The sequence below is a fragment of the Geobacillus sp. B4113_201601 genome (assembly GCF_001587475.1).
GTDB classification, from domain to species: domain Bacteria; phylum Bacillota; class Bacilli; order Bacillales; family Anoxybacillaceae; genus Geobacillus; species Geobacillus icigianus.
The window spans coordinates 326,328-344,767 of sequence record NZ_LQYX01000121.1; the positions used below are offsets into that span (position 1 = coordinate 326,328).

The 18,440-nt window shown below is 53.3% G+C and carries 21 protein-coding genes; 14 read left to right on the forward strand and 7 right to left on the reverse strand.

Going from position 1 to position 18,440, the window contains the following annotated elements; genetic code table 11:
• Nucleotides 1-15 precede the first annotated feature (15 nt).
• Nucleotides 16-195, reverse strand: a complete 180-nt coding sequence (locus tag B4113_RS18075; RefSeq protein WP_033843575.1) for an aspartyl-phosphate phosphatase Spo0E family protein — start codon at nt 193-195, stop codon at nt 16-18.
• Nucleotides 196-552: 357 nt separating this feature from the next.
• Here B4113_RS18075 and B4113_RS18080 point away from each other — a divergent pair, with 357 nt between their 5' ends.
• The 3 genes from B4113_RS18080 to B4113_RS18090 all read left to right on the forward strand — a co-directional run bounded on the left by B4113_RS18080 (nt 553) and on the right by B4113_RS18090 (nt 2,317).
• Nucleotides 553-1,260 carry a cytochrome c biogenesis CcdA family protein gene (locus tag B4113_RS18080; protein ID WP_033843576.1) on the forward strand — a complete coding sequence of 236 codons (708 nt, stop codon included), beginning with the start codon at nt 553-555 and terminating at the stop codon, nt 1,258-1,260.
• Between the two features lie 105 nt (nt 1,261-1,365).
• Nucleotides 1,366-1,722, forward strand: a complete 357-nt coding sequence (locus B4113_RS18085) for a response regulator (protein ID WP_033023231.1) — start codon at nt 1,366-1,368, stop codon at nt 1,720-1,722.
• 115 nt (nt 1,723-1,837) lie between these two features.
• Entirely contained in the window at nt 1,838-2,317 is a 480-nt protein-coding gene (locus B4113_RS18090; protein ID WP_033843578.1) for a cytochrome c biogenesis protein CcdC, read from the forward strand.
• A gap of 75 nt (nt 2,318-2,392) precedes the next feature.
• Here the strand turns inward: B4113_RS18090 and B4113_RS18095 are convergent, their stop codons facing one another.
• A complete protein-coding gene (locus B4113_RS18095) occupies nt 2,393-2,827 on the reverse strand; it encodes a DUF2621 domain-containing protein (RefSeq protein ID WP_033023234.1) in 435 nt (144 codons plus the stop codon).
• A gap of 428 nt (nt 2,828-3,255) precedes the next feature.
• Between B4113_RS18095 and B4113_RS18105 the strand changes: the two genes are divergently transcribed.
• The 6 genes from B4113_RS18105 (at nt 3,256) to B4113_RS18130 (ending at nt 9,948) form a co-directional block, all read left to right on the forward strand.
• Nucleotides 3,256-3,906 carry a cell wall hydrolase gene (locus tag B4113_RS18105; RefSeq protein ID WP_033843579.1) on the forward strand — a complete coding sequence of 217 codons (651 nt, stop codon included), beginning with the start codon at nt 3,256-3,258 and terminating at the stop codon, nt 3,904-3,906.
• Between the two features lie 148 nt (nt 3,907-4,054).
• Nucleotides 4,055-6,988 (forward strand): sigma-54-dependent transcriptional regulator, encoded by a 2,934-nt coding sequence (locus B4113_RS18110; protein ID WP_231559816.1) that lies wholly within the window; start codon nt 4,055-4,057, stop codon nt 6,986-6,988.
• Nucleotides 6,989-7,133: 145 nt separating this feature from the next.
• Nucleotides 7,134-7,436, forward strand: a complete 303-nt coding sequence (locus B4113_RS18115; RefSeq protein WP_033843580.1) for a PTS sugar transporter subunit IIB — start codon at nt 7,134-7,136, stop codon at nt 7,434-7,436.
• A 17-nt stretch (nt 7,437-7,453) separates the two neighbouring features.
• The gene (celB, locus tag B4113_RS18120) at nt 7,454-8,806 is read left to right on the forward strand and encodes a PTS cellobiose transporter subunit IIC (RefSeq protein WP_061912727.1); all 1,353 of its coding nucleotides are present in this window, start codon (nt 7,454-7,456) and stop codon (nt 8,804-8,806) included.
• Nucleotides 8,807-8,820: 14 nt separating this feature from the next.
• Nucleotides 8,821-9,561: a chitin disaccharide deacetylase gene (chbG, locus tag B4113_RS18125; RefSeq protein ID WP_033843582.1), complete on the forward strand. Its 741-nt coding sequence runs from the start codon at nt 8,821-8,823 to the stop codon at nt 9,559-9,561.
• Nucleotides 9,562-9,636: 75 nt separating this feature from the next.
• The gene (locus B4113_RS18130; RefSeq protein WP_033843583.1) at nt 9,637-9,948 is read left to right on the forward strand and encodes a PTS lactose/cellobiose transporter subunit IIA; all 312 of its coding nucleotides are present in this window, start codon (nt 9,637-9,639) and stop codon (nt 9,946-9,948) included.
• A gap of 634 nt (nt 9,949-10,582) precedes the next feature.
• Here the strand turns inward: B4113_RS18130 and B4113_RS18135 are convergent.
• Nucleotides 10,583-10,729, reverse strand: a complete 147-nt coding sequence (locus tag B4113_RS18135; RefSeq protein WP_011230843.1) for a small acid-soluble spore protein P — start codon at nt 10,727-10,729, stop codon at nt 10,583-10,585.
• A gap of 116 nt (nt 10,730-10,845) precedes the next feature.
• On the opposite strand from B4113_RS18135, the gene B4113_RS18140 reads away from it, so the two are divergent.
• On the forward strand, nt 10,846-11,106 hold the full coding sequence (locus B4113_RS18140) for a hypothetical protein (RefSeq protein WP_033843584.1): 261 nt from the start codon (nt 10,846-10,848) through the stop codon (nt 11,104-11,106).
• A 71-nt stretch (nt 11,107-11,177) separates the two neighbouring features.
• On the opposite strand, the gene sspO is transcribed toward B4113_RS18140, so the two are convergent.
• Entirely contained in the window at nt 11,178-11,327 is a 150-nt protein-coding gene (sspO, locus tag B4113_RS18145) for a small acid-soluble spore protein O (RefSeq protein WP_008879509.1), read from the reverse strand.
• Between the two features lie 234 nt (nt 11,328-11,561).
• Here sspO and acnA point away from each other — a divergent pair, with 234 nt between their 5' ends.
• Nucleotides 11,562-14,282, forward strand: coding sequence for an aconitate hydratase AcnA (gene acnA / locus B4113_RS18150; RefSeq protein ID WP_061912728.1), 2,721 nt, complete (start codon nt 11,562-11,564; stop codon nt 14,280-14,282).
• Between the two features lie 36 nt (nt 14,283-14,318).
• Here acnA and sspL read toward each other — a convergent pair whose 3' ends face one another.
• On the reverse strand, nt 14,319-14,456 hold the full coding sequence (sspL, locus tag B4113_RS18155; protein ID WP_061912729.1) for a small, acid-soluble spore protein L: 138 nt from the start codon (nt 14,454-14,456) through the stop codon (nt 14,319-14,321).
• Between the two features lie 81 nt (nt 14,457-14,537).
• On the opposite strand from sspL, the gene B4113_RS18160 reads away from it, so the two are divergent.
• Entirely contained in the window at nt 14,538-14,981 is a 444-nt protein-coding gene (locus B4113_RS18160; RefSeq protein WP_061912730.1) for a divergent PAP2 family protein, read from the forward strand.
• Between the two features lie 337 nt (nt 14,982-15,318).
• On the opposite strand, the gene B4113_RS18165 is transcribed toward B4113_RS18160, so the two are convergent.
• Nucleotides 15,319-16,245: a DMT family transporter gene (locus tag B4113_RS18165; RefSeq protein ID WP_061912731.1), complete on the reverse strand. Its 927-nt coding sequence runs from the start codon at nt 16,243-16,245 to the stop codon at nt 15,319-15,321.
• A 197-nt stretch (nt 16,246-16,442) separates the two neighbouring features.
• Here B4113_RS18165 and B4113_RS18170 point away from each other — a divergent pair, with 197 nt between their 5' ends.
• Both B4113_RS18170 and B4113_RS18175 read left to right on the forward strand, forming a co-directional pair.
• On the forward strand, nt 16,443-17,108 hold the full coding sequence (locus B4113_RS18170; protein ID WP_061912732.1) for a ribonuclease H family protein: 666 nt from the start codon (nt 16,443-16,445) through the stop codon (nt 17,106-17,108).
• Nucleotides 17,109-17,114: 6 nt separating this feature from the next.
• On the forward strand, nt 17,115-17,330 hold the full coding sequence (locus B4113_RS18175; protein WP_061912733.1) for a zinc-finger domain-containing protein: 216 nt from the start codon (nt 17,115-17,117) through the stop codon (nt 17,328-17,330).
• 486 nt (nt 17,331-17,816) lie between these two features.
• Here the strand turns inward: B4113_RS18175 and B4113_RS19265 are convergent, their stop codons facing one another.
• Nucleotides 17,817-18,002 carry a hypothetical protein gene (locus B4113_RS19265; protein ID WP_235598036.1) on the reverse strand — a complete coding sequence of 62 codons (186 nt, stop codon included), beginning with the start codon at nt 18,000-18,002 and terminating at the stop codon, nt 17,817-17,819.
• Between the last annotated feature and the right edge of the window lie 438 nt (nt 18,003-18,440).

The window sequence follows — 18,440 nt, forward strand, 5'->3', positions numbered from 1 at the left end:
AGCGCCGGTTCCGCTTTAGCGGGGGGCGCTTTGCTTTCGCTCGTTTCTTTGCTCGCGCTGATAGGCGTTGAGCAGCGTGTCAAGTTCTTTGCTGATTTTCATAGCGGCCGGCGAGTTCAGTCCGGTTTTGGCGACGATATCGACAAGCTCCATCCGTTTTTGTTCAATCAATGTCAATAAGCTTTGTTTTGGCACGAAAAATCGCCCTTTTCCTCTTGTATTTTATACTATTTTACCAATGAATACAAAAATAGAAAATAGAAAAATTGTCCAAAAAACATGAGAAACGCATTATACGAAAGGGCGGATTTTTGCTAAAATAGAAATATAGATCGGTTGTAATAAACCATTTCCGATCTCCATGTCCCGTCTTTATCATCTAACAAGCTGGCACGGTGACAAGAAGAGCGAACAATGCTACGTAAAACAAAATGAGAATTTCCGATTTTTTGTTGCGGGTTTCATCGAAGTACAAGCCGTTATGAGAGTCATCAGTGGGATGGAAAACAAAATAGCAACTTATTATAGAAACGACTAGGAGTGAATTCGCCCGTGAATCAATTGAATGTGTTTCTCGCATTTGGCGCCGGGTTTTTGTCATTTCTTTCCCCGTGCACTCTGCCGCTTTATCCGGCGTTTTTATCCTATATTACCGGCATGTCGGTCAGCGAGCTGAAAGAAGAAAACGCGATGCTCAATCGCCGCAGCCTATGGCATACGGGTTGTTTTTTGCTCGGATTTTCGCTCATTTTTGTTTCGCTCGGCTTCGGCACCTCGCTAATCGGCCGCTTGTTTGTCGATTACCAAGATGTGATTCGGCAAATCGGCGCTGTGGTGATCGCCGCGCTCGGTCTCGTCGTGGCCGGGGTATGGAAGCCGGGATTTTTGCTGCAAGATCGGCGTGTATCGTTTCGTGAGCGGCCCTCCGGCTATGTCGGCTCGATGCTGATCGGCATGGCGTTTGCCGCTGGTTGGACGCCGTGCATGGGCCCGATTTTAGTGGCTGTCGTGGCGCTGGCGGCCACCCATCCCGGGTCGGGAATCCTCTATATGCTCGCTTATGCGCTCGGTTTTGCCGTCCCGTTTTTCATACTGTCGTTTTTCCTTGGCAAACTGCAATGGATTCATCGCCATAGCGCGTCCATGATGAAAGCGGGCGGCTATGTCATGATCGCGATGGGCGTGATTTTGTATTTTGATTGGATGACGAAACTGATTGGGTATGCGACGAGCTTGTTTGGCGGCTTTACCGGGTTTTGATTTTACAACATTTTCGTGGTAAGCGCTATGTCGCCTTTGACCGAGCAATGAAGGCACTCATGTTTTGCTTTTACAACATTTCCGTGGAAAAGGAGAGAGTGGAATATGGCTTCTGTTTTAGTGGTCGATGACGCGAAGTTCATGCGGGTAACGTTGGCGCGCATTTTGCAGAAGGGTCATCATGAGGTGGCCGGCGAGGCGGAAAACGGCAAGGATGCGGTGGAATTGTACCGTCGTCTGCGCCCCGATCTCGTCATTATGGACATCACGATGCCGGTGATGAACGGCATCGAGGCGGTGCGGGCGATCAAGGAGTTGGATCCGGGAGCGAAAATCATCATCTGCTCGGCGCTCGGCCAGCAGCGCATGGTCGTGGAAGCGGTCGAGGCGGGGGCGGCGGATTTCATCGTCAAGCCATTTGAAGAACAACGCGTGCTGGAAGCGGTCGCCCGCCTTTTATAAAAAGACTTGCACTTGGAAAGGGAGTTTCTGGGTTGTGATCGGTACGTGGTGGTAGGCAAGCGAAACGGTTTTTGCTATAATAACGTTGTCCAGCTACTTTTGTCGGAAGAAGGTGATGGCTTTGACGCTCGTTACTTCGCTCATCGCCGTCGTGATGGCGTTTCTCGTTTTTTTTGTGCGCATAAAAGCGTCGGAAAAGCCGACCAACGCCAAAAAAATCATTTTGCCGCCGCTGTTTATGAGCACCGGCGCGCTGATGTTCATTGATCCGGTGTTCCGGGTCACGCGCGGCGAGCTCATCGAAGCGGTCGTTCTCGGGTTGTTTTTTTCGTTGTTCCTCATCAAAACATCGAAATTTGAAGTTCGCGGCCATGACATTTATTTGAAACGTTCGAAGGCGTTCATTTGGATTTTGCTTGGGTTGATCATCATTCGCCTCGGTTTGAAAACGTATTTAGGGCGGACGATTGATTACCGCCAATTAAGCGGAATGTTTTACTTGCTGGCGTTTTCGATGATCGTCCCGTGGCGAATTGCCATGTACGTTTCATATCGGAAGCTGGCCGCGCGGTTGAAGCCGCCGGTCCTCACATAAATGATGGCGTCCCGAAAAACGAGCGGGGCGCTTTTTTACGCTCGCGAACCGCTTTTTCGGGAAAGCGGCGGACGGTCAGCGGCTTTCTAGCAAATGCTGATAAGGAGCGAGATCGATGTTTTTCGCCTGCAATGTCCGAATCAAAAATTTATGGTCGCGCTTCGGCGTTGCGATGATGTAACCGCGAATCAACAGGTCGCGCGTGATGCGCGGCGCCTGTTCCTTCAAGGCAAGTTCACCGATTTTGCCGGCGATCTTTTGCCGCGCGACGTCACGGAACAATTCGGGCACGGGGCGAACGAGTTCCTCAAGAAGCGCTTTTTCTTCTTCCCCCCATAAATGGCGCGTCTGTTCAATGTAATACTCCTGCCAGTCCAGCTCCGATTTTCCGTCTTCTTTCGGCAGTCGCTTTAAAAACTTGCGAAACATGAAAAAGCCGCCAATGGACATCATAACGAGCAAAAAAACGACCCAAAACAGGATAAACCAGAGAAACCATCCCGTCAGCATGATCCCCACTCCCATGCGTTAATTCGGTGCTATGCGCCCTTTGGCCTGTCAAGCCATTGGATGCGACGGCCGCCGGGTTGTATTCCAACCAAAAGGCGATCCCGCTTTCCGGCCCGATTTGGCGCAAGATTCGTCTATTATTATGTCGAAAAGCGTGCTGTTTGGCAAGTTTGGCGCCGCCTCGTCTCAAAACGCGCTCCCGCTGTTTCGCCACAAAGAAACCGCTAACGGCGCCTGTCATCAATCGTAACGCAACTGTAACGCAACTGTAAAAAAACTTGTCCCGCCTTAGAACAACAAGCGTTCGCAAGGTAAGTCTAGATAGGAATGGAAATGATAGACAGTGACGTCCTTCCCGCCGCCTGCTAATCTATCTAATAGACAAAGAAGCTAGGAGGAACGTGGAGAGCTAGGGAGGGATCGAAGGAATGAAAAAGACGATGATCGCGCTCGCTGCCGCCTGTTTTTTGACGTTCGGCTTTCAGGGGCCGACGACGGAAGCGGCTGGCTCGTATACATACTATCAAGTAAAAAAGGGCGATACGATGTCAGCGATCGCCAAGCGATACCATACGACCGTTTCATCGCTGCGCGCGCTAAACGGCTTAAAGCATGACTTCATTTACGCTGGAGAACGGCTGAAAGTTCCGACGGCAGGGAAACGGACGGCTTCGGCGCCGGCAAAGAAGAAATCGATCACATTAAGCGCCGCTGACCGGAAGCTGCTCGCTCAGTTGGTGCAGGCGGAGACCGGTTCGAGCGAGCCGTTTGCCGGCAAGGTGGAAGTGGCGCTTGTCGTTTTCAATCGCACAACGCATCCGGAGTTTCCAAAAACGGTGCGCGGCGTCATTTATCAAAAGACGAAATGCGGTTATGCGTTTGTGCCGGTCAAAACGGGAAAGTTGACCCGCATTCGGCCGACCAAGCAAGATTACGCGGCCGTTGACAAGGCGTTGGCCTTGTTTCCGAACGACCGCCGCGGCTCGCTTTACTTTTATAATCCAAGGGTGACAAAAGACAAATGGATGTTGTCGCGCCCGGTGACGATTCGCATTGGGCATCACGTCTTTACGAAATAAACGGTTCGGCTTCAAAAAGGATGGCGGTTGAGTAAAGCACAGCCGATCGACAAAGAGGAGAGCGTTTCCCCGTTTTTGGGGACGCTCTTTTTTCTACGAAAATCGCTCTTCGACGAGTTGTGATGTTCATGCTAGGGCGGGGAAAAACATGTTCCGCCGCCATGTTGTTGAGAAAAAAGGGGGGTTTTTCTGGCTTCGTGAGGGTCAACCGTGTTCTCGATGTTTTCGCACTGACGGTCATGACACCGCTGACAAAGGCGGGCGCTTTTCGACCGGTGGAGCGGTGTCCGGCCAAGGAAGGGCGGCAGATCGGTTCAACGTTTCCGCGGGAAGCCGGCAGGAGTTTGCCGGTGCGGTTGCGAATGTGTTGATCAAGGGGGGAGCGGCTGTGAAAAGAGTGGATCTTGTCTACGAAACGCTGCAAGAATGGGAACGGAATGGGAAACGGTGGGTGAGCGCTGAAGAGTTGGCTCTCGCTCTCGGGTTCGACCGAGCCAACGTCAGCCGTGATTTAAACCGCCTTTGGCGGGAGGGAAAAGTGCAAAAGCAAAACGGAAGGCCGGTTCGCTTTGCGCTGGCGCGCGGACCAAAAGCGATGACGCGCCTCGACCGGCTGGCCAAGCAGCAGCCGAGCTTGGCAGCGGCGGTGGAGCAAGGAAAGGCTGCCGTCTTATATCCGCCCAAAGGGCTGCCGATGCTGATTGTCGGCGAGACGGGAACGGGGAAGTCGATGTTCGCGGAGCTGCTTCACGAGTTTGCCGTTGCGGCTGGCCGTTTTCCGCCGGGGGCACCGTTTGTGACGTTTAACTGCGCTGATTACACGAACAACCCCCAGTTGCTGCTCGGCCAGTTATTCGGGATCCGCAAAGGGGCCTATACCGGGGCCCATGAGCAAAAAGGGCTGATTGAAAAGGCGGACGGCGGCATTTTGTTTTTGGATGAGGTGCATCGTCTGCCAGCCGAAGGGCAAGAAATGCTGTTTACGTTTATTGACCGCGGTGTTTACCGCCGGCTTGGCGAGACGGATGTGGAGAGAACAGCGAATGTGCTGCTCATTTGTGCGACAACAGAAAATCCGGAGTCGAATTTGCTGAAAACGTTCCGCCGCCGCATTCCGATGCATATTTTGCTGCCGCCGCTGGAGAAGCGGACGCTTGAGGAACGCTTTCGGCTGGTGATGCAGTTTTTTCAGGAAGAGGCGGTGCGGCTCGGAAAAGAAATTGACGTCTCCGCCAATGCCATGCGCGCGTTTTTGTTTTACCCGTGCCCGAACAACGTCGGGCAGCTGAAGGCTGATGTGCAGCTCGTTTGCGCCAAAGCCTACGCCGACTATGTCACCGGAAAGAAACAAGCGGTGCGCATTCATCGCGCCGATTTGCCATTTCAAGTGCAAAGTGGGCTTTTGCTGGAGAAAAAACATCCGCATGCCGCCTCTTATTCGTTGCCGCGACGGTGGTATGCCTTCCCGCCGCATGGGGGGGAGGCCGATGTTGAGAGCGGGCCGGCGGCGGAATCGGAATCGGTTTACGGCGCGATTGAGCGCAAATACGGAGAACTAAAAGAGCGCGGCATCGCCGGCGACGAACTGGACCTATTGCTAGAAATGGACATTAAGCATTATTTCTCGCAATACATGAAAGGGGTGGACCGGCGCATCCGCGATCGCCGCGATCTCGAGAAAATGGTCGCTCCGGACGTTCTTGAGTTGACCAAAGCGATGGTTGTCTATGCGGAGAAAAAACTTGGACGCCGCCTCGCCGAGAAGGTGATGTATGCGCTTGCCATGCACATTCAAACGGCGATCAACCGCCTGCGGGCCGGGACGATCGTTTCCCATCCGAAACTGAATGAAGTTCGCGCCGCCTATAAGCAGGAATTCGCCGTCGCGCTCGACTGCCTTCAGCTGATGGAAGAAAGGGCGCATATCGACTTCCCGATCGATGAAGCGGGATTTTTGACGATGTTTTTTGCGTTCCACGAGGAGCAAGCCGAAGAGCGGGAGGAACGGGTGGCGATCGTCGTTGTGATGCATGGCAACGGTGTAGCTTCGGCGATGGCGGACGTCGTGAACCAGCTGTTGGCCGCCGCGTGTGTGCATGCGGTCGATATGCCGCTTGATGCCGACCCGAAACGGATTTACGAGCAGGTGAAAGCGGTGCTGCAGCCCGTCGCATCGAAAAAAGGGGCGCTGTTGCTTGTTGACATGGGATCGCTTGTGTCGTTTTCGAACTTTTTGGAAAAAGAGCTCGCCGTTCCGGTGCGGGTGATTTCCGCCGCCAGCACGCCGCACGTGCTCGAAGCGGCCCGCAAAGCGATGCTCGGCTATGCGCTTCAGGAAATTTACGAAGAAGTGAAAGCCGCAGCGCCGTTTTACATTCGCGGGCCGCTTTGGGAGGAGGAGGCCGCGGAGCAGGACATGCTGGCGATCGTCACCGCCTGCTTTACAGGGAAAGGAAGCGCGTTGGCGCTAAAGCATATATTGGAAACGTATTTGCAGCTCGATGAGCGCATGTGGCGCATTATTCCGATTCAAATGGCAGATGCGGAAGAAGCGCGGCAAACCTTGTCCAACGTCGCGAAACATTTCCGCATCGTCTGTATTGTCAGCCACCTTTGCCTTGATGAGCGAATCCCGCACTTTTCTCTTGAGGACGTGCTTAGCTTGAGGGCGCTGAAAGAAATTCAAGCGTTAGCCGATGTCGAGGAAATTCATATGCATATGGCTAGAGAGCTGACCGGTCATCTCCGCCACCTCGCGCCGGCGCGAGCCATTCCTGCCATTCGCGCTGCGCTGGCGGCGATTGGTCGGGAGCTCGGCCTTGAAGCGGATGGCCGCGATCTGGTGGGGCTTGTCTTTCATCTTTGCTGCTTGCTCGATCGTCTGTTGTCCGGAGAGAGAACGGGCGGTGACCGACGAGCAGCGAAAGCTTGCGGGCATGAAGATGAAGATGGCGCGCTGTACAGGGCGGTCAAAGAGGGGTTGTTTCCGCTTGAACAGCAGTACGGTGTCTGCATCGATGAAGATGAACTGTGTCATATCGTTCACTTTTTTCGCTCGCTGCAAGGAAAACGAGATGGATAAGGCGCGATAATTGGAAACGCTTCCATTACACAGTTTCCGTTCGTTGACACACAACCGTTCCATCCGCTTCGGCGCTGTTTTTTTAGATGTTGGCATGAAATTTGCTTAAACAATAATGAATAATCAAAAAAGGAGGAGAAAGCGGATGAACATTTTGCTCATTTGCGCTGCCGGCATGTCGACGAGTTTGCTTGTGACGAAAATGCAAGAGGCAGCCAAGGAACGGGGGATGGAAGCCACTATTTGGGCTGTCTCTGCCGATGAGGCGAAAGACCATCTCGATCGGGCGGATGTTGTGCTCATTGGCCCACAAATCCGCTATAAGTTTGCCGCCTTGAAGAAAGAAGGAGAGGCGCGCGGCATTCCGGTTGACGTCATCAATCCAGCTGACTATGGGCGGGTCAACGGCGCCGGCGTGTTGGACTTTGCGCTGCGGTTAAAAAAATAAACAGGGGGTAGAAGCGGATGGACCGGTTTATTCGGATGTTGGAAGACCGCGTGATGCCTGTCGCCGGCAAGATTGCCGAACAGCGCCATTTGCAGGCGATTCGTGACGGGATTATTTTGTCGATGCCATTGTTGATTATCGGGTCTTTATTTTTAATTCTTGGCTTTTTGCCGATTCCTGGTTACAACGAATGGATGGCGAAATGGTTCGGCGAGCATTGGCTTGATAAGCTTCTTTATCCGGTTGGAGCGACGTTCGATATTATGGCGCTTGTTGTCAGCTTCGGGGTCGCCTATCGGCTGGCGGAAAAGTATAAAGTGGATGCGCTGTCCGCCGGCGCGATTTCACTGGCCGCTTTTTTGCTGGCGACCCCGTATCAAGTGCCGTTCACGCCGGAAGGGGCAAAAGAGGCGATCATGGTCAGCGGCGGCATTCCGGTGCAATGGGTCGGCAGCAAAGGGCTGTTTGTTGCCATGATTTTGGCGATTGTGTCAACCGAAATTTACCGGAAAATCATTCAAAAAAATATTGTCATTAAGCTGCCGGACGGGGTGCCGCCTGCTGTGGCCCGCTCCTTTGTTGCTTTGATCCCGGGAGCAGCTGTTCTCGTCGTTGTCTGGGTAGCCCGGCTGATTTTGGAAATGACACCGTTTGAAAGTTTCCATAACATTGTATCTGTCCTCCTGAACAAACCGCTCAGTGTGCTCGGGGGCAGTGTATTTGGCGCCGTTGTCGCCGTGCTGCTTGTCCAGCTGCTATGGTCGACCGGGCTGCACGGAGCGGCCATCGTCGGCGGCGTCATGGGGCCGATCTGGCTGTCGCTGATGGATGAAAACCGGATGGTGTTCCAGCAAAATCCGAATGCCGAACTGCCCAATGTCATTACGCAACAGTTTTTTGATCTTTGGATTTATATCGGCGGTTCAGGAGCGACATTGGCGTTGGCGCTGACGATGATGCTTCGGGCCCACAGCCGGCAGCTGAAAAGCTTAGGGCGGCTGGCGATCGCGCCCGGCATTTTCAACATTAATGAGCCGATCACGTTCGGCATGCCGATCGTCATGAACCCGTTGCTGATCATTCCGTTCATTCTCGTGCCTGTCGTGCTTGTGGTTGTTTCCGCCGCGATGGCGACCGGGCTTGTCGCCAAACCAAGCGGGGTGGCCGTGCCATGGACGACACCGATCGTGATCAGCGGCTATTTAGCGACGGGAGGCAAAATTTCCGGGAGTATTTTGCAAATCGTTAACTTCTTCATCGCATTTGCCATCTACTATCCATTTTTCTCGATTTGGGACAAACAAAAAGCGGCCGAAGAGCAGGCCGATCCAACGATTTCAAGCGGAGCGGGGGCAACGCACTCGCTGTAAAGGAGAGGAACGAAATGCCGCGCTATTGCATCGTCAACGCCGATGATTTCGGTTACTCGAAAGGGGTCAACTACGGGATTTTGGAAGCGTTTCAGAACGGTGTCGTCACATCGGCGACGCTAATGGCGAATATGCCGGCGGCCGAACACGCCGCCCGGTTGGCGAAGGACCATCCGGAACTCGGCGTCGGCATTCATTTTGTGCTGACGTGCGGCCGGCCGCTGACCAATGTTCCATCGCTGGTGAACGAGAACGGGGAGTTTCCGCGGCGCGCGGAGGCGCTTGCCGGCGCTAGGCGCAGCGATATCGAACGGGAGCTTTGCGCCCAGTTGGAGCGTTTTTTCTCGTTCGGGCTCACTCCGACGCATATTGACAGCCATCATCACGTTCATGAGCACCCGAATGTGTTTCCGGTTGTGGAACAATTGGCCGAACGCTATCGGTTGCCGATCCGCCCGGTGCGGACGGCACGGCCGCATCGGCTGCCGACCGTCGACGTCTTTTTTCCGGATTTTTACGGCGATGGGCTGACGAAAGACCGCTTTTTATCCCTTATCGACCGAATTGGCGACGGGCAGACGGCGGAAGTGATGTGCCACCCGGCGTATATCGATGTTCCGCTCGCGTCAGGAAGTTCCTATTGTCAACAACGAGTCGAAGAGCTGGCGGTGCTGACCGACCCAACGCTCGTTGCCGAGATGACCGAGCGCGGGGTTCAGTTGATCACGTACCGTGAATGTTCATTTCGAGCCTGACAACGAGTGTCGGGCGGATATGAGTGTAAGCGGATCATGTACTGCGAATTTCATCAATATATAGGAGAGGGGCTTATGCAGACACAGGAACAGACGATCTTCCAACTCATTCTCCATGGAGGCAACGGCCGCAGCTATGCCATGGAAGCGATCGCCGCTGCGAAGCAAGGGGAATTTGCCGAAGCACACCGGTTGCTTGAACGGGCCGGCGCAGAGCTGCAAGCTGCCCACGAGCTGCAAACATCGCTGCTGCAACAAGAAGCCGGCGGGCAATCGACCGTTGTGACACTGCTTATGGTGCACGCTCAAGACCATTTAATGACCGCGATGGCGGTCAAAGAGTTGGCCGCGGAATTTATCGAACTGTACGAACGAATGGCTCCGTAAGCCGTTCCCCTTGCCCGCGATCGTCTGGGAGAACGGTGAAAAACGGCTGATTGACTCAATGGGGAGAATAGACGAAAAGCAGAATCGATGCGACAAGGTTTTTCGAATTGAGAAATGACACGGTAAAGCCGTATTTACGATTCAATCACCAGCCTCCTAGAAGGCCGGTGATTGAAGGAAGCAGGCCGTTTACCGGCCTCGTTTCTCAAATAGAAAAGCCCTGTCGCATCGGTATCGCCTTTCACACGCTCCCCCCATCGTTTATAGAGAAACAACCGTTTTTCACCAGTCATCTAGAAGGTTGGTGAAAAACCGCTGTTTGCCTTGATCGATGATGGAACGCGTGAACATAGAAGCTGATACAACCAGTTTTTCTACTTGAGAAACGATTCCGAGAAGCGGTTGCGTGAGTAAATCACCGGCCTTCTAGGCAAGGGGGCAGAAAAGCAAATCGATTTTGTATACCATAATTTTATTACGTAAACTCATTGAGACCGCGGCGAAACACCAGTGTCCAAAAGCAACGCCGGAAGTACAATCCGGTTCAAGGTGTGAACAAGCGACGACAGACGAACAAAACAAGGGAGAGGCGCCCTATGACCGGGCCGAAGCGGTCAGCGCCGCTCCAAGACGTTTACATGTCGTGGCTTGTATTATGCTTTTGCCGCGTATGGTTGCGGTTTTTCACTTTTTTCGAACCGTCAAGCGGCTCCGGCTGCCCGGGATTGTCGCCTTTTGGCGCGTTTTTGCGCATATCTTTGCCATCGTTTTTGTTTGTCATTGGTTGTCCCTCCTTTGTTCGTTAGCATGCGGCGTTGAGCTTTCGCTTATTCAGCGCATAATTTGCGCCCAGTTTGAAACGATAAGTAGTGAACGACCGCGAAGGAGGGACGAGCGATGGTGTATCATAAAACGAAACAGGACGCGTTTCAAGCGGCGCAAAAGGCGACGATGGAAGCGAAAGAATGGCACGATCACTTGGTGCGCGATCAAGCCGACTACGGCCACCAGCTGGCCCATCTGCGTCAGGAAATCAACGAGGCGTTCGCCCAAATTGAAAACGCGCTCGAAGTCGCCTCGGAAACACAGCGCGTGCAGCTCGAGAAATTTCGCAGCGACTTGCAGACCATGGTGGAGGAAATCAATCAAAACGAGTAAGGGAATGCCGGCGGCGGACATTCCCTTTTTTGTGCGCTATGGCAGGCCGGGATGGCGGAGCGGCCGCCATGCTACTGGTTCTTTTTTCGTTTTTTGTTGTTTTGGCGCTGCGCTTCGGTCAGCGGTTCATTGGAAAACTCTTCGTTGTAGCCGGCGCCCATTCCTTGCGCTTTGGCCGCGTTCATGCCGGGAATGACGTGATTGGCTTTTCGTTTGGCCATTTCGTTCACCTCCGGTTGTAGTTTGTGATGAAACAAGGGGATTATTCCGACTAGGGCGTGATAAGAAAACAAGGAGGAAGGTCATTAGAAATCCATGATTTACAGTCCTTCCCGTTTTATAATAAGATAAAGTCGTGCCAAGCTTTGCGAGGAATGCGAGAATGGATACGATTTTTTCGACTTTTGCGCAAAAAAATAGTATAGTATTATTGTGAAGTGAAGGGGGTTGTACATATGGCGAAACAAGATGTATTCAACGCCCGCTCTTCATTCGAAGTCAACGGTAAAAAATACAATTATTACCGCTTGCAAGCGCTTGAAGAAGCGGGCATCGGTCAGGTGAGCCGCCTGCCGTACTCGATCAAAGTGTTGCTTGAATCGGTGCTTCGCCAAGTCGACGGCCGCGTCATTACGAAAGAGCACGTCGAGAACTTGGCGAAATGGGGAACGCCGGAAATGAAAGAGATCGACGTGCCGTTTAAGCCGTCGCGCGTCATTTTGCAAGACTTCACCGGCGTGCCTGCCGTCGTCGATCTAGCTTCCATGCGCAAAGCGATGGCCGATTTGGGCGGAGATCCGTATGAAATTAACCCGGAAATTCCGGTCGATCTCGTCATCGACCACTCGGTGCAAGTCGACCGTTACGGGTCGGACGATGCGCTTGAATACAACATGGACTTGGAATTTCAACGGAACGCCGAGCGGTACAAGTTTTTGAAATGGGCGCAAAAAGCGTTTAACAACTATCGGGCTGTTCCGCCGGCTACAGGAATCGTCCACCAAGTGAACTTGGAATATTTGGCTAGCGTCGTTCATGCAGTCGAAGGGGAAAACGGCGAATACGAAGCGTTCCCGGATACGCTTGTCGGCACGGACTCGCATACGACGATGATCAACGGCATCGGCGTCCTCGGCTGGGGCGTCGGCGGCATCGAAGCGGAAGCTGGCATGCTCGGCCAACCGTCCTACTTCCCAGTGCCAGAAGTCGTCGGCGTCCGCCTGACGGGCAAGTTGCCGGACGGAGCGACGGCCACCGACTTGGCGCTTAAGGTGACGCAAGTGCTCCGGAAAAAAGGCGTTGTCGGTAAATTCGTCGAATTTTTCGGACCGGGCGTGGCGACCTTGCCGCTTGCCGACCGGGCGACGATCGCCAACATGGCACCGGAGTACGGAGCGACGTGCGGCTTCTTCCCGGTCGATGCTGAAGCGCTCGACTATTTGCGCTTGACCGGCCGCGACGAGCATCACGTTCAAGTCGTTGAAGCGTACTGCAAAGCGAACGGCTTGTTCTACACGCCGGACGCGCCGGAGCCGGTGTTTACGGACGTCGTCGAAATCAATTTGTCGGAAATCGAAACGAACTTGTCCGGACCGAAACGGCCGCAAGATTTGATCCCGCTCTCGAAAATGAAACCATCGTTCCGCGAAGCGGTGAAAGCGCCGCAAGGCAACCAAGGCTTCGGCCTGACGGAAGCGGATTTGGAGCGGGAAATTACCGTCGAGCTGAACGGTGAACAAGTCAAGCTGAAAACGGGCGCGGTCGTCATCGCGGCGATCACGAGCTGTACGAATACGTCCAACCCATACGTCCTTGTGGCGGCTGGTTTGGTGGCGAAAAAAGCGGTCGAAAAAGGCTTGCAAGTGCCGAAATACGTGAAAACGTCGCTTGCGCCGGGCTCGAAAGTCGTTACCGGCTACTTGCGTGACTCGGGCTTGCTGCCGTATCTCCAGCAGCTCGGCTTCAACATCGTCGGCTACGGTTGCACCACATGTATCGGCAACTCCGGCCCGCTTGCGCCGGAGCTCGAAAAAGCGCTCGCGGAAAGCGATTTGCTTGTCACAAGCGTTCTGTCTGGCAACCGGAACTTTGAAGGCCGCATCCATCCGCTAGTGAAAGGCAACTATTTGGCGTCGCCGCCGCTGGTCGTCGCCTATGCGCTCGCCGGCACGGTCGACATCGATCTGCTCAACGAGCCGATCGGCAAAGACAAAGACGGCAATGACGTTTACTTCCGCGACATTTGGCCGTCGATGGAAGAAGTGAAAGACGTCGTCAAGCAAGCGGTCGATCCGGAACTGTTCCGCAAAGAATATGAGCGCGTGTTCGACGGCAATCCGCGCTGGAACGCCATCGAAACGACGGATGAGCCGCTTTACCAATGGGACGAAAACTCGACGTACATCCAAAATCCGCCGTTCTTTGAAGGGCTGTCCCCGGATGTGCGCCAAGTCGAACCGCTTACCGGCTTGCGCGTCGTCGGCAAATTCGGCGATTCGGTCACGACCGACCATATTTCACCAGCCGGTTCGATCGGCAAAAACACGCCAGCCGGCCAATATTTGATCTCGAAAGGCGTCGAGCCGAAAGACTTCAACTCGTACGGTTCGCGGCGCGGTAACCATGAAGTGATGATGCGCGGCACGTTCGCCAACATCCGCATCCGCAACCAAATCGCGCCGGGCACAGAAGGCGGCTACACGACGTACTGGCCGACCGGTGAAGTGATGTCGATTTATGACGCGTGTATGAAATACAAACAGGATGGCACTGGGCTTGTCGTCGTCGCCGGCAAAGACTACGGCATGGGCAGCTCGCGCGACTGGGCGGCGAAAGGAACGTTCTTGCTCGGCATCAAGACGGTCATCGCCGAAAGCTTTGAGCGCATCCACCGCTCGAACCTCGTGTTGATGGGCGTCCTGCCGCTGCAATTCAAAGAAGGCGAAAACGCGGAAACGCTCGGCTTGACGGGCAAAGAAGTGTTTGACATTCACATCGATGAAAACGTCAAACCGCGCGATCTTGTCAAAGTGACGGCGACGAACCCAGAGACGGGTGAGAAAAAAGAGTTTGACGTGATCGTCCGCTTTGACAGCGAAGTCGAAATCGACTACTACCGCCACGGCGGCATTTTGCAAATGGTGCTGCGCGAAAAACTGGCGAAAGTGAAGCAATAACGACAAAACGCAGGCTTCCGCACCGGGAAGCCTGCTTTATTTTGTGTTCCGCTTTTTCGCCGCGTTTTCGAGCTTGCTTTTTGGATCCGGGGTGAACGTTCCGTCTTGACCAAAGCCTTGCGGGTTGACGCCCGGTGCCTTCGTCCCGCGATTGCGGCCGCCGTTTTTCGCCATCGTTTTCACCTCCACTTGGATAGTATGGCCGGTCTAGGTGAAAATATAAGCAAAGCACGGCCGGCAAAGGAGAGAAGAGCGATGAACAAAGGGCTAAAAACGGCGCTCGCAACGATCGTGCTAGCACAGTTTTTAAAGATCCCGATCAAACAGCTTGAGACAGGCCGATGGGATTGGCGGTTGTTTTTCGAAACAGGGGGAATGCCGAGCTCCCACTCCGCCGGCGTTTCGGCGTTGGCGACGTTTATCGCGTTAGAGCGGGAGATGCGGACGATTGATTTTGCGCTCGCCGCGCTGTTCGGATTAATCGTCATGTACGATGCCCAAGGGGTGCGGCGCCAGGCGGGCGAACTCGCCTTGCGCCTGAACGAGCTTGCCGAAGAGGTGAAAAAGCTCGAAGACGATCCGCAACAGGCCGTATACAAAAAACGGCAGCAACAGCTCCGCGCCCGCCTCGGCCACGAGCCGATCGAAGTCGTCGGCGGAGCGCTTCTTGGGATCGCGACTGGCGCTGTTTCCCATTAGGCGTGCCGCCGCCGGCGAAAGGCTAGACGGTGAAGCGAATGAGGCATCGGCACTTCAGGAGGATGAGATGGACCGGACAATGAAGCTGCATTATGCCATTTCTTAATTTGGAAAGCAGGATGGACGCCATGTTTCTTTTTCCCTTAGAAAAACGTGTTTTTCACCGTCTTTTGGGAAGGTTGGCAAGTGAACGAGCAAGGAAGCGCCGTCCCTTTCGTTTTTCAAGCGGAGAAACGTTGCAGACGTGGATCGGTTCGCTGCCGGGATGATGGACAGTGACGCCCAATGCGACGAAGAAAAAAGCTGTCCCACCTTTCATGCAGGACAGCTTTTGTTGCTATGAGGAGATGTTCCGTTTTTCCCGCCACCGTTTCCCCCATAAGCGTGCACTTGGAAGTTCAGAGAGGATCATGCCGGCCAAAATGGCGAAGCCGCCGAGCCAAGCGGATGGCGACAGCCGTTCCCCCACCCAAAGATACGCCGTCAAAGCGGCGAACACCGGCTCCGTAGCGAAAATGAGCGCCACGCGGGTTGGCGTCGTATATTTTTGCACCTTTGTCTGGATGAAAAAGGCGGCTGTCGTCGCCAATAGCGAGGTGATCGCGAGCGCCCCCCACACTTCCGGACGGCGGAGCACCGCCGTGTTCCATATGTTTGTCGCCTCCTCAAACCAAAAAGCAAAGATGAAACAGAGGACAGCGACGGTAAAAATTTGCACCATCGTTAACAGCAATGTCGAATAACGTGACGAATATTGACCGGTGATAAGAATGTGCATGGCAAAGGAAATGGCGCAAAAGAAGACGAAAACGTCGCCGCGGTTGAATGACAGCTCGGCTCCGCCCGTCAGCCAATATAAACCGAAGGCGGCGAGCACCGCTCCGACAGCTGCATTTGCGGTCGGTTTTTGCTTTAGCATCAAAAACGAAAACAGCGGCACGAGCACGACGCTCAGCCCGGTAATAAAGCCTGCTTTCGAGGAAGTTGTATACAAAAGCCCGACCGTTTGGAATGCATAGCCGCTAAACAGCCATAGCCCCATCCAAGCCCCGGCGCCGACGATCCGCCATGATAACTGGCCGAGCAGCGGGCGGGAAACGATGGCTGTCCATGCGAACAAGGACAAGCCGGCCAAACTGAAGCGGACGGCGTTAAACGATAACGGCTCTAAAAAGGAAATGGCGTTTTGGACGACGACAAACGTCGCCCCCCAGACGAACGCCACCGCCAGCAAACTAAGATCGGCGACGGTTTGCTGCTTCAATTCGATCCCCCCTTGTTTGTCTGTTCACGTCGAGCCATTTGATCGGCTGCTAGCCGCTAGTGTATCATAAATGCGCCGAAAAAAACATACTTTTTTGAAACAGAGCGATCGAGGCGGAAAACGATGAACAGACGGGAACGAGTGTGGTAAAATAAAAAGCAGCCTCAATCATCGTGATGCGAAAGGGTGGCAGAACGTTGGAGGTGCAAATTCATTGGACGTACGTCACGCCCAACAAACAGGCGGTGCGGTTGACTTCGGAATGGCTCGAGGCGAAAGACGCGCTCGCCGTCGCGGGCGATTTTGAAAAAACCGGGCGGACGAAGGCGCTCGAGTTCATGGATCGAAACGGCACGGCATGGTCGAAAAAGGAGCTTGGCAAACTTCTTGAAGAAATCGCGGCCGAACCGCATGAAGTCGTCGTTTATTTCGACGGCGGGTTCGATCATCAAACTTCCCAAGGTGGTGTCGGCGCGGTCGTGTATTACAAGCAAAACGACCGGCGCTACCGGCTGCGCGCCAACCGCCGCCTCAGCGAAATCAAATCGAACAACGAGGCCGAATATGCGGCGTTTTGGTTTGTGATGCAGCTGCTTGAGGAGCTTGGCGTCCATCATTTGCCGGTGACGTTTCGCGGCGATTCTCACGTCGTCTTGAAGCAGCTGTCGGGCGACTGGCCTTGCTTTGAAGACGATTACAACGCTTGGCTCGACCGTATCGAGGCAAAACTGCGCGAGCTTCACATCGACCCGTTGTATGAACCGATTTCCCGCAAGCAAAATAAAGAGGCGGACGCGCTCGCCCGCCAAGCGCTTGCCGGGCAGCTGATCACAAGCCGGATGGAATTGACAGAGAAAGGGTAAGGTTCGATGGGAAAGAAGCGAAACCGACGGAAAGAAATATTGGAACAAATCGCTCAGCTTGAAGAAATGTACTGCGATGGCTGTTTTTTAAAGAGCACGTTCCGCAAAGAGTACGGAAAAACGTACGCCCAGGCGTTTTGCATTCAGCGCTGCACGGTGGGCGAACAGATGCGGCAGTACGGGGAAATGCTGCTTTCCGCCCCGCCCCGTCCACGTCAATAGGGCGACGGAACGGCACCGCTTCTACCCTATCCCTCATTTCGTTAAGATATCCGATGCCGTTTCTTTCCCTTTCCTTCGATCTTTCTTGGCATGTTTTCGCAACAGGGAAAGGAGAGAGGAAAGGTTGATTTCCGCCCTAGGCGAACGTAAAAGCAACTGGTGCCAATACGATTGGAGAAGATCGAGTGCTTTCCGTTCACTGATTTGAATGTCTTCCTTTTGATGCCAATACATCCGAGCTTGAAACAGAAACGTCTGGGTGACCACAAAATGGCAATCAACGTCTCGTATAAATGGCATTCGAAACGTTCTTTCTTCATCTTCTTGACTTTCTGCAAATCAAATACAGATTTCTAGGGGGCGGTGATTTACTCACGCAACCGCTTCTCGCAATCGTTTCTCAAATAGAAAAACCGTTTGCATCAGCTTCTATGTTCACGCGTTCCATCATCGATCAAGGCAAACAGCGATTTTTCACCAGCCTTTCTAGGCTTTAAACAACAATTCAATTGGCCAGCGCAGGGAATAGAGCTCATAAACCTGTTGACCAAACGACTCTTGTGGTAAATTCGTCGGTAAGATGTGGTATTTCTTTTGTTCAAGGGTTTGGCGTGTCAGCGCCTTCCCTTTTCTTTTTTTCTTTTTTGCACATACGCCATCCGTTTTTGCCATTCTTCCGCCGTCAGACGGCGGAAAATCAACCGTGGAACAGACAAGCGCTCATGGCCGATGTATACGTGTTCCACCTTCTTTGTGTAAAAAATAGGTAAATATAACTAATCAATTCATGAAAAAATGGGGCTCTTCACCAAAAGTTGTACTTGATATTTTCATCACTTACCTGACTTATGCAACCAAGAAAGAACAGGAAACCAATCATGTTTTGCATACACTTGTGCAGAGAAGTGAACCGTCTGTCAAGTACATGTTGTGGTGATGAGCCAAAATGGTATAAAAATTTATACCTTTATTACTTATGTTACCATTTATGGTGAACGTAAATGAAGGAGTGAAGCGAGATGCTGAGCGTGTCAGACACGATGGATACAAACAAATGCGGGATAGAGGAGCCGACGAATGAGGAGGTTGATCGAACGAGCCTATACATCG

Bases quoted from the DNA above. Each gene is read 5' to 3' on its own strand.
- B4113_RS18115 (WP_033843580.1), top strand. From the start codon at position 7,134: ATGAACATTTTGCTCATTTGCGCTGCCGGCATGTCGACGAGTTTGCTT.
- B4113_RS18090 (WP_033843578.1), top strand. From the start codon at position 1,838: ATGGCTTTGACGCTCGTTACTTCGCTCATCGCCGTCGTGATGGCGTTT.
- B4113_RS18135 (WP_011230843.1), bottom strand. From the start codon at position 10,729: ATGACAAACAAAAACGATGGCAAAGATATGCGCAAAAACGCGCCAAAA.
- B4113_RS18105 (WP_033843579.1), top strand. From the start codon at position 3,256: ATGAAAAAGACGATGATCGCGCTCGCTGCCGCCTGTTTTTTGACGTTC.
- chbG (WP_033843582.1), top strand. From the start codon at position 8,821: ATGCCGCGCTATTGCATCGTCAACGCCGATGATTTCGGTTACTCGAAA.
- B4113_RS18140 (WP_033843584.1), top strand. From the start codon at position 10,846: ATGGTGTATCATAAAACGAAACAGGACGCGTTTCAAGCGGCGCAAAAG.
- sspO (WP_008879509.1), bottom strand. From the start codon at position 11,327: ATGGCCAAACGAAAAGCCAATCACGTCATTCCCGGCATGAACGCGGCC.
- celB (WP_061912727.1), top strand. From the start codon at position 7,454: ATGGACCGGTTTATTCGGATGTTGGAAGACCGCGTGATGCCTGTCGCC.
- B4113_RS19265 (WP_235598036.1), bottom strand. From the start codon at position 18,002: ATGGCAAAAACGGATGGCGTATGTGCAAAAAAGAAAAAAAGAAAAGGG.
- B4113_RS18110 (WP_231559816.1), top strand. From the start codon at position 4,055: ATGTTCCGCCGCCATGTTGTTGAGAAAAAAGGGGGGTTTTTCTGGCTT.
- B4113_RS18160 (WP_061912730.1), top strand. From the start codon at position 14,538: ATGAACAAAGGGCTAAAAACGGCGCTCGCAACGATCGTGCTAGCACAG.
- B4113_RS18130 (WP_033843583.1), top strand. From the start codon at position 9,637: ATGCAGACACAGGAACAGACGATCTTCCAACTCATTCTCCATGGAGGC.
- B4113_RS18175 (WP_061912733.1), top strand. From the start codon at position 17,115: ATGGGAAAGAAGCGAAACCGACGGAAAGAAATATTGGAACAAATCGCT.
- B4113_RS18085 (WP_033023231.1), top strand. From the start codon at position 1,366: ATGGCTTCTGTTTTAGTGGTCGATGACGCGAAGTTCATGCGGGTAACG.
- acnA (WP_061912728.1), top strand. From the start codon at position 11,562: ATGGCGAAACAAGATGTATTCAACGCCCGCTCTTCATTCGAAGTCAAC.
- B4113_RS18095 (WP_033023234.1), bottom strand. From the start codon at position 2,827: ATGCTGACGGGATGGTTTCTCTGGTTTATCCTGTTTTGGGTCGTTTTT.
- sspL (WP_061912729.1), bottom strand. From the start codon at position 14,456: ATGGCGAAAAACGGCGGCCGCAATCGCGGGACGAAGGCACCGGGCGTC.